The organism is Deinococcus murrayi DSM 11303 (assembly GCF_000482805.1).
In the GTDB taxonomy this organism is placed as follows: Bacteria; Deinococcota; Deinococci; order Deinococcales; family Deinococcaceae; genus Deinococcus; species Deinococcus murrayi.
Window position 1 is genome coordinate 78,954 of the sequence record NZ_AXWT01000017.1, and the last position, 16,320, is coordinate 95,273.

Consider the following 16,320-nt stretch of genomic DNA (forward strand, 5'->3'; position numbering starts at 1 on the left):
ACCCCTACCATAGTATTCCAGATAAGGAATAACAAGCCGTTTTGCACAGTCTGCTGTCTGGGCATTCCCTCATCCCACCCAGCCCCCCGCCACCGCCCCGCCCGGTGCCCGGCTGCGGTACTCGTCCAGCCGCTCCAGCCCCAGCGCACGCAGTTCGTCGTACACGCTGAGGATGGCTTCCTTCGTGCGGTACGTGCCCCACTTCGCCTCGTCCTTGCGGCGCACGATGGGGAAGGTGTCCATCACGTAGTCCACGTCGGCCCGTTCCAGCCCGTACAGCAGGAAGTACAGCGCGTCCAGTTCGGCCCGCAGCCAGAAGCGGCGTTCCTCGTCCCACACAAAGGGCGGCCCCGCGTAGCCCAGGTCACGCGCAAAACCGGTCAGGTCGTGCGCCGTGAAGGTCAGCTCCAGCACACGCGGCGTGATGAAACCGAGGCGCTGCGGCGTGAAGGCCGAGGGGGGGAGAACGGGGAACTGTTGGAAATAGTGATTGCTGATGTCCGTCCCGCCAACTTTCTGCCGCGCTGCGAAATCCAGAACATAAGAGTTGAGATTAGCCACCAATGCGGCAACTCCGTCGCTTTCGGGCAGGATGAGGGGTGCTTTGTCTCCGACTGCGACGCGTGGGAGTGGGGAAACAATAGAAGTGCGAACATCAGTAGAACGCGCCGTCTTTCTGAAGCAGAGCAGCCAGTTCTTGCGCCACTCCCAGACGATTTCCCCACTTCGATTGCGTTGAACAAGATTGCCTTCCACCTCCCCCTCCGGCACCCAGTACCTCGGCTGGGGCAGGGTGTCCGGGTCGGCTTTTTCGGCTGGCGTCATGTCGCGCGTGTCGCCCGGCGGGGTGTAGGTCGCGTAGCGGTGGTCGAACTGGTGCATCAGCTTGGCTTCGTACAGCGGGAGCATCCGCCCCGGCCCGCCCGCCTGGTGGTAGCGGTTGCCGTCCAGCACCCAGCCTCCCTGCTCCAGTTGCGCGGCGGTGCGGAACAGGCCGGAGTCGGCGGACATGTGGAACATCGCCATAAACCGGATGCCCCAGGGGTTCTCGCCCGTGCCTTCGTTCAGCAGCACGGGCACGCGCTGGTAGATGCCTTTGGTAATCGCGGCGTCGCGGGCGGTGCGGAACACGGGCGCGGTGCGGGTGTTGGGGTTCAGCAGGGCAATCTCGGCGGGCGAGAGGGTAAAGACCTTGCCGGGGTCGCGGGCTTCCTCGGCGTTCAGGGCGAAGAAGGCGAACTGCGCCTGTTCACTCCGCCGCTCCTCGCCGCTGACCGTGAGCAGGCAGAACTTCATGCGGCTGTCCACGGCGGGGAAAATCTTCTCCCGGTTCTCGAAGTCGTACAGGCTCGCCAGCGAAGCCCTGTCCATCAGGCTCTGGAAGAAGAACTTGGTGGTGTCGTCGGTGGCAATCCCGGTCGGCACGATGAGGCCCATGCGCCCCTGCGGGTTCAGGCTCTGGCGGCCCAGTTCGCTGAAGATGGCGTAGGTGTTCACGTCGCCGCGCCCGGTGAGGGGATAGCGGCCAGAAGCGCGGATGAAGTGGCTCTCGCCCTCGGCTTTTCGCAGGTCGCGCTGAAAGTCGGCGTAGGTGTCGGGCTGCTCGGTCCCCAGGGCTTTAATCAGGCGGGTGCGGGCGGCGGCGTTGGGCGCGGCGGCAATCTCCGGCACGCGGGCGGCGAACCATTCCTTTTCCTGGAGCTTGACCCGCTCCCACGGCGGGTTGCCCAGCACGCAGTCAAAGCCTCCGCGCTCGCCCGCGAACACGTCCGGGAACTCGATGTGCGGGTGCAGAAAACGGTATTGCCGGGCGACCTCGGCCACGGCCTCCCGGAGCTGGGGCAGGGCCTGGGGGTCCGCTTGCAGGGCGTGCAGGGTGGCGGTGGTCACGGCGGGGCTGCCGGGGGTCTTGGGCAGCACGAAAGCGGCGCACCAGGCGTCGGCCAGGGCTTTCTCGTGCTGGCGCCTCTCGTCGGCCTCGATGGCGCGGAAGGTGCTCTCCTGGGCCTGCACGTCCTGAAGGGTGTTCGGCTCGATGCGGTTTAAGGCCCCCAGCTTCACGCCCAGCGCGGACGGCCCCAGCAGGGTGGGTTGGTTCCCGGCGTCGGGGGCCAGGGCCTTACGCTCCTGCTTGTTGCGCTTTTTCAGCTCGGCCACTGTTTTCTTGTCGTCGCCTTCCAGCACCGCGTAGGCGTCGTCGGGCAGGCCCAGGAGCTGCACTTCGGTCTGCTTGTCCTGGGTGCGGGTGCGCGAGGTGTCCTTCAGCGTTTCCGTGACCTGCATGCCGTCCCTGCCTATCCCTAACAGGCTGTTGCCCACGCGCAGGCGGTGGTCCAGAAAGGCCAGCGGTTTCCCGGCGTCCTGGGATTCCAGCCACAGGGCGACCTTGGCTAGCTCCACGGCCATGGGGTTGATGTCCGCGCCGTAGAGGCAGTGGGCGATGACGGTGCGGGTGGCGCGGCGCAGGGCGGCGGGGCTGGGCTGGCTGGTTTCTTCCTCCAGTTCGGCCAGCCGCCGACCCATGCGGCGGGCGGCGGCAATCAGAAAGTGGCCGGAGCCGCAGGCCGGGTCCATGACCTTCAGCTCCCGCAGGGCGCGGGTGGCCTCCTGGGGGGTCTTGTCCCGCACGGCGTCCTCGATGACCGGGTCCAGGGCGCTGTCCAGCAGCAGGGCAATCAGGGGGGCGGGCGTGTAGTAGCTGCCGGTGCTTTTGCGCTCGTTGCCGGGCAGCACGGTCAGGGCAAAGCGCGGCCCCGCCTCGATGCGCGGCACGAGTTCCAGCAGGCTCTCGTAGATGCTGCCCAGCTCCTCGGCGTCCAGGGCCGCGTAGTTCACCGGGCGCAGGCTGCCCCCCACGCGGATTTCGCTCAGGGCACGCACGGCGGCGTACAGGGCGTCGTTGCCGAGCTTGAGTCCGCTCAGGAGGGTGGGCGAGAACAGCCACCCCCCCAGCGCGGGCAGGCCCAGCGGGGAGAAGCCGCCGCGCAGGTAGCCGAGCAGGGTCTCCCAGCCTTGGTAGGCGTCGGTGTGGGCGGCGCTGCCATCCACTGCGGCGGCCTTCTGCCGCAGGGCGCGGGTGAGGTACGCCCCGGCGCGGGTGCGGGCCTGCGCGTCCGTGCCGGGGGCAAACAGCAGGTCACGGTCCTCGGTCACGAACAGGAACACCATCTGGTACACGGTGCGCAAGCAGGCGCGGTAGAGGTCCCCCGCGGTGACCTCGCCGCTGCGGGTCGCCTCCAACAGGGCGGGGTTGCGCTGCAAGAAGCCGGTGCCGAGGTGCAGGACGGCGAGTTGCACGCCGTCACGCAGGGTGTCGTTGGCCCGCTGGCCCAGTTCCTTGCTCGCCTCGTTCCAGCGCTCCAGGGGGCTGCTTTCACCGCCGCGCCAGCGGCTGCGGTGCAGCAGCAGCCACAGCACCCGGAAGGCGCGGGCGTCCTCGGCCTCCATCATCTCGGCGAGCGCGAACTCGACGTAGGCGGGGCGGGTGACATAGGCTTGGCCGCGCAGCAGCCGCAGGGTAGTGCCGTTTGTCACCAGGCCCCAGCGGTGCCCCGGCGCGGCGTTGAGGTAGCCCTGCATCCGCCCGTGCGGGCTGGCCCGCAGGCCCAGTTCGTCGGCCACTCGGTCGAGGTCGGGCTGCTGGGTGTAGTGCAGCGGCACCTCGCCCGTCTCCGAGAGGTGGCTCACGGCGTACTTGCCGCCTCCCTCTCCCCCCGCCGCAGTCCCGCCGCCCGCAAAGGAATGGTCCAGCACCTTGAGGAGGGGCCGCACCCACCCCGCCCAGGGGTCGGTGCCGTGGGCGCGGTACTTCAGCCAGGCTTTGCGGGCGTCGTCCCAGGCGTCCTGAATGGCTTCTTCCAGGCTGGTGCGCGGCGGCAGGTCGTAGCTGGCGGGCGTCGCCCCCTCCAGGCGAGCGGTTTGCGCCCGGTCGGAGAGGGTGAGCAAAAAGTCGTCGGTGAGACCCAGGGCGTGCACCCGGACGTGGTGCAGCGCCGGGGTCATGCCAGCCCTCCCAGGCGCGGCGCGGGCAAGAACAGGTACACGCCCAGCAGGTCCGGCGGGCCGGGCGGCTCGGCGCTGTAGGTCACGCCCTGGCCCCGCGCCGCGCCGCGCACCCGCTCGTGCGCGTCCAGCAGGGCGGCGGCGCGGTCGCGGCCACGCTGGTCCAGCACCCCTTCCAGGGCGCTTAAGCCCTCCAGGGTGCGGGTCAGGCGTTCTTCTTTTTGCACGGGGTCGAGGTTGCCCTGCGGGGTGAGGTCCAGCAGGGCGCGGGTCGCCTCGGCGTCCAGCCACTGCGGGTCTTCGGCGCGGCCCGCGTAGGCCAGCAGGTCCAGTTCCTCCGCCAGGGTCTGCCAACTGCGGTTGCCCTTGCGCCCGCTGAGGTGAAAGCGCCAGCGCAAGAGCAGCAGGGTGGTTTGGGTGCTCACCCCCGACGTGCGGATGACGCCCACGCGCTTGGCGGCGGCCTCCTGCGGCGACTCCAGCGCCTGCCCCAGCACCGTGCTGGCGAGCTGCTCGACCAGGGGGTGGTTGCGGGCCAGCGGGGTCACGCCGCGCTCCACGCGGGCGTCAAAGCGGAATCTCCGTGCGCCGCGTAGAAAGTCGCGCACCTCCGGGGCCACGTCGGCCTGGGTGGGGTCGGCCTCAAAGGAGCCGTCTGGCCGCGGCGTTACCTGCACCCCTGCCCCCCGCAGGGCGTCCAGCACGAAGTCTTGCGCGGCCCGCGCGTCTCCCAGGGCCTCGCGCACCGCCGCGAGTTCCCCGGCGACCTCTTCGGGGCGAATGCTGTTTTGGGCGAAGCGGCTGCGCGACCGCTTTTCGTTCTCGGCGGCGTCGCGCCATTTCAGGTCAAAGGCCTGCACCTCGTCGAGCAGCAGGGGCTGAATGCTGCCGCGCCGCTCCGGCTCCAACACCCGCGCAAGCAGGACGTCGAGCAGGCCCTCGGCTTCGTCCGGGGCAGGCACGCCCATGCCCAGGGTCGCGCGAATCAGGCGGTGCTTGCGAATCAGCACGTCCAGAATCAGGGTATCGATGCGGTTGTCTTCGCCGTACAGGGTCAGCACCCGCACTTCGGGACTGCGCTGGCCGTAGCGGTCGATGCGGCCCTCGCGCTGGTCGAGGCGGGTGGGGTTCCAGGGCAGGTCGTAGTGCACCACCGCGCTGAACGCCGCTTGCAGGTTGATGCCCTCCGAAAGGCAGTCGGTCGCGACGAGCACGCGCCGTTCATGGGGGGCGAGTTCCTCGATGCGGGCAACCCGCTCGTCGGGGGTGAGGCGGCCCGTCACCGCCACGACCTCTGCGCCCTTCAAGACGCCCCTCAGGTGCTCCGCGACAGCCTCGGCGGTGGCGATAAAGCGGCAGAACACGATGGGCGCGAAGCCCTCTTGCAACAGGTCCCGCACCTGCGCGGTCAGCAGCGCCAGCTTGCGGTCTTTGGCCCCGGCCAGGGCGTCGGCGCGCTCCGCCAGGGCGAGCAAGCGGCGGGTGGTACCGCTTTCCTCGCCGTCCACCTGAGCGCCGGGCGTCACGTCCAGCAGGCCGTGTTCGCCGTCTTCGGGGTCCAGCACCAGCTCGCGGCCCAGGCGCTCGATGACCGCTTCGTCGGTTTCGCCCTCTGTGCTGGCCCGCTCGCGCAGGGTGGCCGCCGCCGCCTGCGGGCTGCTCGCCAGCGCCCGCAGCAGCCCCAGCGCGGCCCACCAGCGAATGCGGGTGCGGCTGTGCGCTTCGCCGGGCACGTGCACGCTCTCGCGGGCGTAGGCGAGCACGTCCTCAAACAGCGCGGCGTAATCGGGGTGCAGGGTGTACTTGACTTCGGCGTCGCGCCGCACCGGAAAGGGCGTGTCCTCGTGCAGGTAGGCGGTGATGTCCCCCCGCCGCCGCTGCACCAGGTGCCGGGCAATCGCGGCGCGGGCACGTTCGTTTTGCGCCCCGCTGAGGTCCAGCGGCAGCGCCGCAAACTCTGGGTTCAGCAGCCGCAGCAGGCTGCGAAAGGCGTCTTCCTTGCCGCTGTGCGGGGTGGCGGTCACCAAAATCAGGTGCCGCTCTGGGTCGCGGGCCAGGTCTTCGAGCAGGCGGTAGCGCTGGTGTCGCCGCGCGCCCAGGCCCTCGCCCTCGGCGCTGGCGTGCGCTTCGTCCACGATGACGAACTCCGGGGCGTTTTGCAGGAAATCCTGCCGCCAGCGGTCGCTCTTGACCAAATCCAGGCTCACCACCGCAAAGGGATAGCGGGCAAACACGCTCTGGCCGGGGTTGCAGCCGCGCTCCAGGCGGCGGGCAGTGCCGGGCAACACCGCCACCGCGTCAATGCCGAACTTGCTGCGCAACTCGCCCACCCACTGCCCCGCCAGGTGCGGCGGGCACAGCACCGCAAAGCGTTCAATCTCGCCGCGGTCGAGCAGCTCGCGGGCAATCAGGGCCGCTTCCACCGTCTTGCCGATGCCCACGTCGTCCGCAATAAGGAGCCGCGCCGTGCTCTGGCGCAGGGCCATCAAGAGGGGCACGATCTGATAGGGCCGGGGTTCTACCCCCAGCCGCCCCAGCGAGCGGAACGGCCCGGCTCCGCTGCGGACCGCGAGGCGGGCGGCATTCAGCAGCAGCCTGGCGCCGCTGGCGGTGCCAAAGGCCTGCGGGTCGGGGGGGGCAAAGGTGGCCGAGCGCACCACTTCGCCGCCCGGCCCGGCGTACACGCCCGTGGTCTCGGCGTCGCTGCCGCCCAGCGGCTTGAGCAGCAAAAAGTCCGCGCTGCTGCCCGGCAGCACCACCCAGTCGCGCCCGCGGACGCGCACCATCGAACCGATGTCAAACATTCATCCCTCTCCAAATACAAAGGCGTAGCGGGCGAACACGGCGGGCCAGGTCGACCGGTCGTGCGTGAAGGTGATGACGGTGTATCCGGCCAGTTCCAGGTCTTCACGCACCCGCACGTCGCGGGCCGCCTGGCCCGGCTGCTGGTGGTGGGGGCCGTCGATGAACACCAGCGCCATCTGCTCGGCGTAGGCAAAGTCGGGCCGGGCCGGGTAGTCCGGCACCAGCACCTGCGCGTGCGACGGCAGCCGCCGCCCCCCCTCGTGCAGGCAACGCAGCCACTCGCGCTCCAGTTCGCTGCCGCAAGCCGCGAGCAGCGCCTCAAGCTGCGCCCCCCCCACCCCCTCCTGCTGCACCCGCGCCCCGCGCAGCGCCAGCAACAGCTCGCGCACTGCAAAGCGGTCGAGCTGTTCGTGCAAGCTCTGGTTGCCGTAGGTCATCAGGCAGTCGTAACAGGCGGCCACGCAGCGCTCGCGGGCGTGCGGGGCGTGCTCCAGGTCGTCTCCGGTCGCCGGGTCAAAGTGCAGCAGCCCCAGCGCGGCCCGCGCCACCTCGCCCAGCGCGCCGGGGCGAAAGACCAGGTCGCTCAGCACCCCAGCGCCCCCCTCTGCCGCCTCGTACAGCAGGATGTGGCGCGGCGCGTCGCTGCTCGGCAGCAGCTCGGCGGCGAGTTCGCTGTCTTCGAGCTGGTACACGAGCTGCACGGCGTTTTTCAGAGCACTCATCAGGGTGGCGAGGCTGGCCGCGTCCAGGGGGCCGCTTGGCGCGACGAGCAGCACGTTGCGGGTGTCCTCGACATAGGGAATCACCCGCTGCACCGGCACCTCACGGCCCCCGGCGGCTTCCAGCTTCTGCTGATAGGCGGCGCGGCTCAGCCACTTCGCGCTTTCCGGGTCAAACAAAAAGCCCAGTTCCTGCTTATTCTCGCGATTTTTCCAGCCGTAGTTGATGCGCCACAGGGTCGCGCCGTCGCCGTAGGTGAGCCGCAGCAGCGTGCCCTCCTCGCCGACCGCCGCAGCCTGCACCCGGTCGGTGCGCCCCCCGCGCGTGGCAAAGCGCAGTCCGCTTTTCACCTCAAAGCCAATGCGGCGGCGCTCTTCCTCGTCGCTGCCGATGCGCTCGCGGCGGCGGGTCGCCACCGAGGTCATGCGGAACAGGTCGGGGCGCGGGGGGGCCAGCGCCGCGCCGCACTGCTCGCAGACGTCCCGGCCCGCGCTCTGTGCCCCGTGGTGCAGGTACCCGCATTCCTCGCAGCGCTGGGCGCTGACGGTGGGCAGCTCGCTGGTCTCGCCGCGGGCGGGCACGATGACCTTATGGGCCTCGTACTTCGCGCCGTTGTGGTAGACGATGGCGTTTGGCCCGAACTCGGACAAGGCCAGAAAGCGGGGCCGCGACAGGTAGCTGTCTTGCCCCCGCGGGCCGCGCCGCGCCGGGATGTAGGCCGACAGCGGCAGCCGCGCAAAGTTGTAGCCCGGCAAAAAGCCCTCCGAGGCCAAGTAGCGGTAGGTGTAAAAGTCGGACCGCTCGCCGTCGGGGTTGCGGAGCAGGCCCAGCTGGGTGTTCGCCTCGGCGTGCAGCCGCCGGGCCTGCTCTTGCAGGTGCCGCTTGCCCGCGTCGGCGAGGATGGCGTTGTTCAGGTTCAGTTGCGAAAGGGCGCTGCGGTACAGGTCGCGCCAGCGGTCGCAGGCCCGGTCGAACTCGCGGGGGGCCTGGCGCACGGTGTGGGCCAACCAGTCTTCGCTGTACCAGCCCTTCTCCGTCAGGTCAGCCCCCAGCCCCGCGAGCAGCCGCGCGGCCCGCTCCAGGGTGCGCCGGGCGACGCCCGCATCCCCAAAGGGACGCTGGAAGTCGGGCAGCAGCGCCAGCGTGGGCTGTTCGCCGTGCATGTCCAGCAGCTCCGCTACCGACGCGGGCAGCTTTTGCCCGGTTTCCGCGAGCCAGATGGCGTGCACGTGCGCCCGCAGCAGCGCCTCGTTGCCGAGTTCGATGCGCGGCGTGGAAACGCTGCCGCTCACCATCAGGTGTGGGCGGCGAAAGAAGTACTGGTCGTGGTTGTTGCCCGCACTGGCGTAGGTCATCACCAACGCGGGCTGGCCGCTGCGACCGGCCCGGCCAGAGCGCTGCGCGTAGTTGGCGGGGGTAGGCGGCACGTTGCGCAGGTGCACGACGTTCAGGTCGCTGATGTCCACCCCCAGCTCCATGGTGGGCGAGCAAAACAGGGCGGGCAAGGTCCCCGCGCGAAAGGCTTCCTCGCGCCGCTCGCGCTCTTCGGCCCCGATTTGGGCGGTGTGCTCAGCCCCGCGCAGCGTCCAGAACTCGGCGGCGGGCTGGCGATACAGCGACCGGAAAAAGGGGTTGACCCGCGGCGCGTCCGCCCCCGGCAAGCGCAGCACCCGCAGGGCGTCTACGGCGGCGGCGGTGCCCGGCCCGGCGTGCCAGGTAAAGGCCGTGCCCTTGAGCTGGTACGCCCCCGGCGCGACCTCCTCGACAAACTCGGAGAGCGCCGCAATCAGGTCGCCCAGCAGGGTGTTCACCGCGTCGCGCGGCAGCGGACCGCTCCAGCCCAGGGTGTCGGCGCGGGCCAGCAAGCGGCCCAGCGCGCCCTGAGCGCTCAGGGGAAGGTGCGTGGGGTCGCGCCTGCCCGCACGCGGGGCTGGTCCCACGGTGACCCGCCGGGCCAGCCCCGACAGGGTCTGGGTTTCCTCTTCGGGGAGGTACAGCGGGCTGTCCTCGCGAATCAGCCCCCGGTTCAGGGCCACGGCGGTCATGAAGTCGGCGTCCAGGTAGGGCGCTTTGATGGCCAGGTTTCGCCGCATCCAGTCGAGCAGCGCCCGCGCCGCCCGCTCGCGGGCCTCCACCACGCCGGGGCGGGGCTGCGATAGGGCCGGATGCGCCTGCGCCCACAGGTCCTCTGCCTCGCAAACCTCGCGCAGGTAGGGGTACTCGAAACGCACCAAGTCCACCCCCTCCAGGTTGGGCAGGGTGAGCCGCCGTCCCTCGGCCAAGTCCAGGAACAGCGCGTGCCCCACCAAGTGCTGGGCGGTGCTCAGGGTGCGGTCGCGCTGGCCAAAGCGTACGTTGGGGTCGCTCGCGTAGCTCTCGAAAGGAAGTTCGAGCGCCGCGAACACCCGCCCGGCCACGTTCTCCAGCGTCAGCGGTCCCTGCGTGAGCGCCCGCGCCAGCGCCGCCCGCAGCGAGGCCACGAAGACGAAATCGTTGAAGTGCCCGGCCTGCAAGGAAGCGTCTTGGCGGTTGTCGGTAAACGACAGCACCTTGCGGGCTGTCTCGCTCAGGTCCGTCTTACGCAGCGCCTGCACGGCGGCCATGCTCAGCAGGGTGGTGGCGGTCGAGCGGCCCTCGCTGCTCAGGGTGGCGAGCTTGGTCATCCGCCCGGTGCGCCCCAGGTAGCTCACCCCGCAGGCCAGGCAAAAGCGAAACTCACCCCCCACAAAGGCGGCGCTTAGGCCGTTTGGCGCGCCCTCCTCGCCCAGGCCGTTGACGCGCACGGGCTGCGGCAGGTGCCGCTTGCGGCTGCTTTTGACCCGCAATGCGCCGTTTTTTTCTTCCAGCCAGTCTTCGGGCAAGCGCTCCAGCAGCCCCGCCTCGTCGAGCGGCCAGGGCGGGTCGCCCAGGTACAGGTAGCCGTCATCCGGACTGCGCTCTTGGCGGGCTTCGCCGTCCCGCGCCAAAAACACCGGGCGGCCCGCCGGGTCGCGCCCGCGCCGCACCACGTAATACTCCTGCCCGCAACTGCGGCAAAACTCCAGCGGGTACAGCCGCAGCGACCGCTCGCTGTTGGGGGCGTAGCGCTGCCCGCTGAGGGTGAGATGCTCCAGGCGCTCGGCGGGGGGCAGCAGGGGCGCGTACACCGTGGCGGCCTTGCTGATGAACTGGTGCAGCCGGAACGCGAACACCGGGCGTCCGGTGTGGGGGTGGCGCAGCGCGTTTCCAGCGAGCAGCCGCGCTTCAATGGCCTCCCGGCACTGCGCCGCGGGCAGCCCGGTCTGTTCCGCGAGCTGCGCGGCCAGCCCCCCCGCTCCGGCTACCGCCTGCGGGGGCTGCCGGTCGTAGCGCGAGGCCGCGGCGTCCCAGCGCAGGCCCACCGCATTTTCCAGCCACACCACCAGCGGGTCTTGCACCAAGGCCTCAAAGCTGCCGGGCACCGCCCCCCCCACCGCGGCCCGCAGCGCGTCGGGGCTGAGGGTGCCCACGGTGACCCGCTGGAGCGTCTCGCCGACCACCTGCTCCGGGGCGATGGGCACCCCGAACAGCCGCGAGGCGACCCCAGCCACCGCCGCTTGGCGCTCGGCGTACACCGGGCTGGAGGACATCGTGGCGCTCGTGCCCACGCAGATGGCGTCGTGCGCGCCAAGACGGTCGCGCAAGCGCCGAATCAAGAGCGCCACGTCGGCCCCCTGCCGCCCCCGGTAGGTGTGCAGTTCGTCGAACACGATGAAGCGCAGGCCCTGCGCGGCCCGCACGAGCGCCGCCTCATCTTGCCGGGTGAGAATGAGTTCGAGCATCATGTAGTTCGTCAGCAGGATGTCCGGCGGGCGGGCGATGACCGCGTCCTTTTCTTCCCGCGATTCCTGCCCGGTGTAGCGGCCAAAGGTGACCGAGCTGTCTCCCAGAAACTTGCGCAGTTCTTCGAGCTGGCTGTTGGCCAGGGCGTTCATGGGGTACACCACGATGGCCTGCACGCCCTGGCCGCTGCCCCGGCGCAGCACATGGTCCACGATGGGCAGGATGTAGGTCAGCGATTTGCCGGAGCCGGTGCCGGTGGTGACCACGTACGAGCGGCCCGCGCGGGCCAGCAGCACAGCGTCCCTCTGGTGGGCGTGCAGGTTGAGCGGCGCGCGCACCTCTCCGGTAACGAACAGCTCGGCGCAGGCAGGGTGCAGCGTGCCCTCGCGCACCAGGTCGGCCACGCTGCCGCCCGGCGAAAAGTTGGGGTTGAGCTGCACCAAGGGGTCAGGCCAAAACGCCCCGCTTTGCAGCTGCGCGTTGACAAAGGCGCGAATGTCGCGGTCGCGGATGTGCACGAACGAGGTGACGTACTCGGCGTAGCGCGAGACGATTTCCGAACGAAGCTGGAAGATGTTCATAGAACGAGACACGGGAGAGCAGCGAACCACCTGGTCATGACTGCTGGCAGGATAGGCGACCGCCTGCCCCAACGCCGCCCCAGGTGAGCCAGGCACCGTCTGCGCCCAGCATCCTCCTCCAGCCTTGGGACAAATAAAAACCCCCGCCTGAGCGGGGATTCTTTTGGTAGAACCGAGGGGATTTGAACCCCTGACCCCTACCGTGTCAAGGTAGTGCTCTACCCCTGAGCTACGGTTCTAGATGCAGCCAAGACTGCAGGGTAACTTGGAGGCGCTGACCGGACTCGAACCGGTGGTGGAGGTTTTGCAGACCTCTGCCTTACCACTTGGCTACAGCGCCTTGAGGCGGGGCTGGAGGGCATTCCTCTCCCAGCGCAAGGAATGTTAGCACGGCCCCCCAGGGCTGTAAAGCGCGGGGCGAGGAGCGGGCGCGCGGGGTACAGTGGGGGCACCATGCCCAAACTGTGGCTTGCCAGCCTGCTCGCGGCACTGCTCGTCGGCTGTGCGCCGGAGCCTCCGCCCACCAATCCGTATGTGCAGGGACGAACCCTCAACATCGCCCACCAGGGCGGCGAACTCCTGCGGCCCAGCAACACCATGCTTGCCTATCGCCACGCCGCCGCGGTGGGCGTGGATATGCTGGAAATGGATTTGCACGCCACCCAGGACGGTGCGCTCGTGCTCTCGCACGACGCAACGCTCGACCGCCTGACGGACACGCAGGGCCGCATCGCCGACCTCACGCTGGCGGAGGTGCGGGCCGCCGACGCGGGGTACGCCTTTTCGCCTGACGGGGGCCAGACCTTTCCCTACCGGGGACAGGGGGTGCAGGTCGCGCTCCTCTCGGAGGTGCTGAACGAGTTTCCGAAACTGCCGCTGGTCATCGAGCTGAAGCAGGAGTCGCCCAGCATCGCCGTGCCCTTTTGCCGGGCGCTGCGCGAGGCAGGAGCCACCGAGCGGGTCATCGCCGCGAGCTTCAGCGACCGCGCCCTGAACGAGTTCCGCGCCGCCTGCCCCGAAGTCATGACGAGCATGACCGAGCGCGAGCTGCGGCCCCTGGTCCTCCTGAGCAAGGTGGGCCTCTCTGGCCTCGCCCCGCCGCCGGGCCGGGTCGCGCAGGTGCCCGTGCGGGCGGGGAACATCACCGTGGTCACCCCCGCCTTCGTCCGCGCCATGCACCGCCGGGGGGTGGCCGTGCAGGTCTGGACGGTCAATGACCCCAATGAAATGCGCCGCCTCATTCGCATGGGGGTAGACGGCATCATCACCGACCGCCCCGACTTGCTGGCGGAAATCCTGGCGGCGGAGGGGCGGTAGGAGCCGCCAGAGACCAGCTTCCAGCGACCAGCGGCCAGCCGCCAGCCCCGGTGGCAAAAGCTCTTGCTCTTAAGGCTGGCAGCTGGCGGCTGGAAGCTGGAAGCTGCCTATGCCCTCGTCCGCACCCGTTCGCGCAGCTCGTCCAGCAGCCCGGCAAAGGGCACGCCCTTACGCTCCCGGTGGCCTTCCGGGGTGCGTTCGCGGACGCTGACCTCGCGCTGGGCTTCTTCCTGGTCACCGACGATGAGCATGACCGGAATCTTGGAGAGTTCCGCCGTGCGGACTTTGGCGTTCATGCGGTTGGCGGAGTCGTCGACCTCGGCCCGCAGGCCAGCGGCCTTCAGCTCCGCCGCGAGCGTTTCGGCGTAGGGGATGTGGCGGTCGGCGATGGGAATGAGCATAACCTGCCGGGGCGCGAGCCACAGGGGGAAGTCACCGCCGTAGTGCTCGATGAGGATGCCCACAAAGCGCTCTAGGCTGCCGAAGGGGGCACGGTGAATCATCACCGGGCGGTGGTCCTGGCCGTCCTCACCGACGTAGGAGATATCGAAGCGCTCCGGGAGGTTGTAATCGACCTGGATGGTGCCGAGCTGCCACTCGCGGCCCAGCACGTCCTTGACCACGAAGTCGAGTTTGGGACCGTAGAAGGCGGCGTCGCCGGGTTCGACCGTGTACGGCAAGCCGACTTCCTCGACCGCTTCCACAATCTGCGCCTCGGCCCGCTCCCACTGGGCGGGGTCGCCGACGTACTTGTCGGACTCGGGGTCGCGCACCCCCACCCGGAAGCGCACGTCCTCCATGCCGAAGGTCTTCAGGACGAGCACCGTCAGGTCAAGGACATCGAGAAACTCTTTCTTGAGCTGGTCGGGCCGGGCGAAGATGTGCGCGTCGTCCTGGGTAAAGCCGCGCACGCGGGTCAGGCCGTTGAGTTCGCCGCTCATCTCGTAGCGGTACACCGTGCCGAACTCGGCCAGCCGCACCGGGAGGTCGCGGTAGGAGCGCGGCTTGCTCGCGTAAATCCGCACGTGGAAGGGGCAGTTCATGGGCTTGAGCATGTACTGCTCGTCGTCGACGGCAATCGGCTCGAACTGGCTGTCGGCGTAGTAGGGATAGTGCCCGGACGTGCGGAAGAGGTCGAGATTGCCAATGTTGGGCGTCACCACCCCCTGATAGCCCCGCTGAAACTGCTGCTCGCGCAGAAAGCGGCTGAGTTCGTCGCGTAGCACGGTGCCGTTGGGCAGCCACAGCGGGAGGCCCCTGCCGACCATGGGGTCAATGGTGAAGAGTTCGAGTTCGCGCCCCAGCTTGCGGTGGTCGCGCCGCTTGGCTTCCTCCAGCCGGGCGAGGTACTCGTCCAACTCTTTTTGCGTGGCAAAGGCCACCCCATAAATGCGCTGGAGGATGGGGTTTTTCTCGTTGCCGCGCCAGTAGGCCCCCGACGTGCTCATCAGCTTGAAGGCGGCGGGAAGCTTCCCCGTGCTCGGAAAGTGCGGTCCCCGGCACAGGTCCACGTAGTCGCCCTGCTGGTAGAGGGTGATGGCCTCACCATCGGGCAACTCGCGGATGAGTTCCTGCTTGTAGGGGTCGTGGGCAAACTGCGCGAGGGCCTCTTCCCTGCTGACCTCGCGGCGGGAGAACTCCAGATTGCGCGCGAGGATATCGCGCATGAGGCGCTCGATTTCGGGCAGGTCCTCCTCGCGCAGCGGTTCCGGCAGGTCGAAATCCTGGTACCAGCCGTTCTCGATGGCGGGGCCAACCCCGCGCTTGATGTCCTGGGGGCCGTAGCCCTTCGCCCGGTAGAACTCGCCCACCGCCTGGCTCATGACGTGCCCCAGCGAGTGCCGGAACACGGGGGCGGCGTCGGCGGGGTTCTTCTTGGTAATCAGGGTGATGCTCGCCCCATCGGGCAGCGGGGAGAGCAGGTCTACGAGGTCGCCATTGGCGGTCGCGGCCAGGGCGTCCTGGGCGAGGCGGGGGCCGATGGCGCGGGCGGCGTCGAGGGCCGTCGCGCCCTGGGGCAGGTCGAGCTGTTTTCCGTCGGGCAGGGTGACGTGCATAGGAACTCCTTGAGGGAAACCTGTCAACAGGCAAGAGAAGACCCGGTCTGGCCGCGCAATCCAGCAAAACGCCTGAGAGCCGCAGGGGGGCTTTCAGGCGCAGGGAGTTCGCGTGACCTGGCCGGGAATCGGCGGTTGCCGGGACGCTCCTGCTCCTATCACCAGACCGGAGTGATGGGCGAGGAGACTCATGGAGGGCAGGATAGCGGGCGGGCGGGGGCGCGGCAAGCCGGAAGCGCGCACGCTCAGGCCAGGGCGGCGTTTGCCTCCTGCCCCTTGGGGTTTGGCCCCCAGCGGTTCGCGCCGGGTTGCGAGTCCAGAAGCTGGAAGTACAGGAGCACGACGGCTCCCGCCAAAGGAACCAACAGGGCCAGGAGCCACCATCCGCTGCGGCCCGTGTCGTGGAGGCGGCGAACGGAAACCGCCAAGCCCGGAACCAGAACCGCCAGCCCGTAGAGGCCGCTGAGCACCCCGACCCGCGCCGCTCCCTCACCCACCTCCAGACCAAAGGCCATCTCTAGCCCCGTCAAAACGATGCTGATGAGGGTGCTGACCAAGGTGAACATCCAGTACTCGCGCCGTCGCGCTCGGCCCCGGAAGTCAGCGTAGTGGTCACGGATGACCTTCCAGAACTCGTTCATTGCCCCTCCTCGCCCCAAAAGCAGCCTCTGGGATATCCAGCGAGGAGCATACGCCCCCGCGGGGGAATGGGGAGGCGCACCTACAGAGCGGAGCCGCTCCGCCTGCGGGTTACAGCCCCGCCGCGGCGAGGAAGGCGTCGAGCTTTTGGGGCCGGAAACCGCTCAGGCTGTGGGCCACGTCGCCGCTGACGAGGGTGGGCACGCTCCGCTTGCCACCGTTCACGCTCATGACGAACTGCGCCGCTGCCTCGTCGCCCTCGATGTTGATTTCCTCAAAGGCGATGCCCCGTTGGATGAGGGCACGCTTAGCGACCACGCAGTCGGGGCACCAGCTCGTCGTGTACATCTTGACCATTCTCGTAACTTACCCTGCCGGGGCGGGCCAGAAGGTGGAAG

The 16,320-nt window shown here is 69.2% G+C and carries 7 protein-coding genes and 2 tRNA genes; 1 reads left to right on the plus strand and 8 read right to left on the minus strand.

What is annotated here, in order from left to right; genetic code table 11:
• Positions 1-69: 69 nt before the first annotated feature.
• From H565_RS0103185 to H565_RS0103205, 5 genes are all read right to left on the minus strand, one after another.
• Positions 70-4,002, minus strand: a complete 3,933-nt coding sequence (locus tag H565_RS0103185; RefSeq protein ID WP_027459770.1) for an Eco57I restriction-modification methylase domain-containing protein — start codon at positions 4,000-4,002, stop codon at positions 70-72.
• Positions 3,999-6,806 carry a helicase-related protein gene (locus H565_RS0103190; RefSeq protein WP_027459771.1) on the minus strand — a complete coding sequence of 936 codons (2,808 nt, stop codon included), beginning with the start codon at positions 6,804-6,806 and terminating at the stop codon, positions 3,999-4,001. The genes H565_RS0103185 and H565_RS0103190 overlap by 4 nt, the downstream gene beginning before the upstream one ends.
• The gene (locus H565_RS0103195) at positions 6,807-11,921 is read right to left on the minus strand and encodes a DEAD/DEAH box helicase (RefSeq protein ID WP_245576154.1); all 5,115 of its coding nucleotides are present in this window, start codon (positions 11,919-11,921) and stop codon (positions 6,807-6,809) included.
• Between the two features lie 152 nt (positions 11,922-12,073).
• Positions 12,074-12,148, minus strand: a tRNA-Val gene (locus H565_RS0103200).
• 27 nt (positions 12,149-12,175) lie between these two features.
• Positions 12,176-12,249 (minus strand) — tRNA-Cys (locus tag H565_RS0103205).
• A 113-nt stretch (positions 12,250-12,362) separates the two neighbouring features.
• Between H565_RS0103205 and H565_RS0103210 the strand changes: the two genes are divergently transcribed.
• Positions 12,363-13,226, plus strand: a complete 864-nt coding sequence (locus tag H565_RS0103210; RefSeq protein ID WP_027459773.1) for a glycerophosphodiester phosphodiesterase family protein — start codon at positions 12,363-12,365, stop codon at positions 13,224-13,226.
• A 107-nt stretch (positions 13,227-13,333) separates the two neighbouring features.
• On the opposite strand, the gene thrS is transcribed toward H565_RS0103210, so the two are convergent.
• From thrS to H565_RS0103225, 3 genes are all read right to left on the minus strand, one after another.
• On the minus strand, positions 13,334-15,283 hold the full coding sequence (thrS, locus tag H565_RS0103215; RefSeq protein ID WP_027459774.1) for a threonine--tRNA ligase: 1,950 nt from the start codon (positions 15,281-15,283) through the stop codon (positions 13,334-13,336).
• 245 nt (positions 15,284-15,528) lie between these two features.
• Entirely contained in the window at positions 15,529-15,924 is a 396-nt protein-coding gene (locus H565_RS0103220) for a DUF805 domain-containing protein (protein ID WP_027459775.1), read from the minus strand.
• Positions 15,925-16,033: 109 nt separating this feature from the next.
• Positions 16,034-16,279: a glutaredoxin domain-containing protein gene (locus tag H565_RS0103225; protein WP_027459776.1), complete on the minus strand. Its 246-nt coding sequence runs from the start codon at positions 16,277-16,279 to the stop codon at positions 16,034-16,036.
• Positions 16,280-16,320 lie beyond the last annotated feature (41 nt).

Bases quoted from the DNA above. Each gene is read 5' to 3' on its own strand.
- H565_RS0103185 (WP_027459770.1), bottom strand. From the start codon at position 4,002: ATGACCCCGGCGCTGCACCACGTCCGGGTGCACGCCCTGGGTCTCACC.
- H565_RS0103190 (WP_027459771.1), bottom strand. From the start codon at position 6,806: ATGTTTGACATCGGTTCGATGGTGCGCGTCCGCGGGCGCGACTGGGTG.
- H565_RS0103210 (WP_027459773.1), top strand. From the start codon at position 12,363: ATGCCCAAACTGTGGCTTGCCAGCCTGCTCGCGGCACTGCTCGTCGGC.
- thrS (WP_027459774.1), bottom strand. From the start codon at position 15,283: ATGCACGTCACCCTGCCCGACGGAAAACAGCTCGACCTGCCCCAGGGC.
- H565_RS0103220 (WP_027459775.1), bottom strand. From the start codon at position 15,924: ATGAACGAGTTCTGGAAGGTCATCCGTGACCACTACGCTGACTTCCGG.
- H565_RS0103225 (WP_027459776.1), bottom strand. From the start codon at position 16,279: ATGGTCAAGATGTACACGACGAGCTGGTGCCCCGACTGCGTGGTCGCT.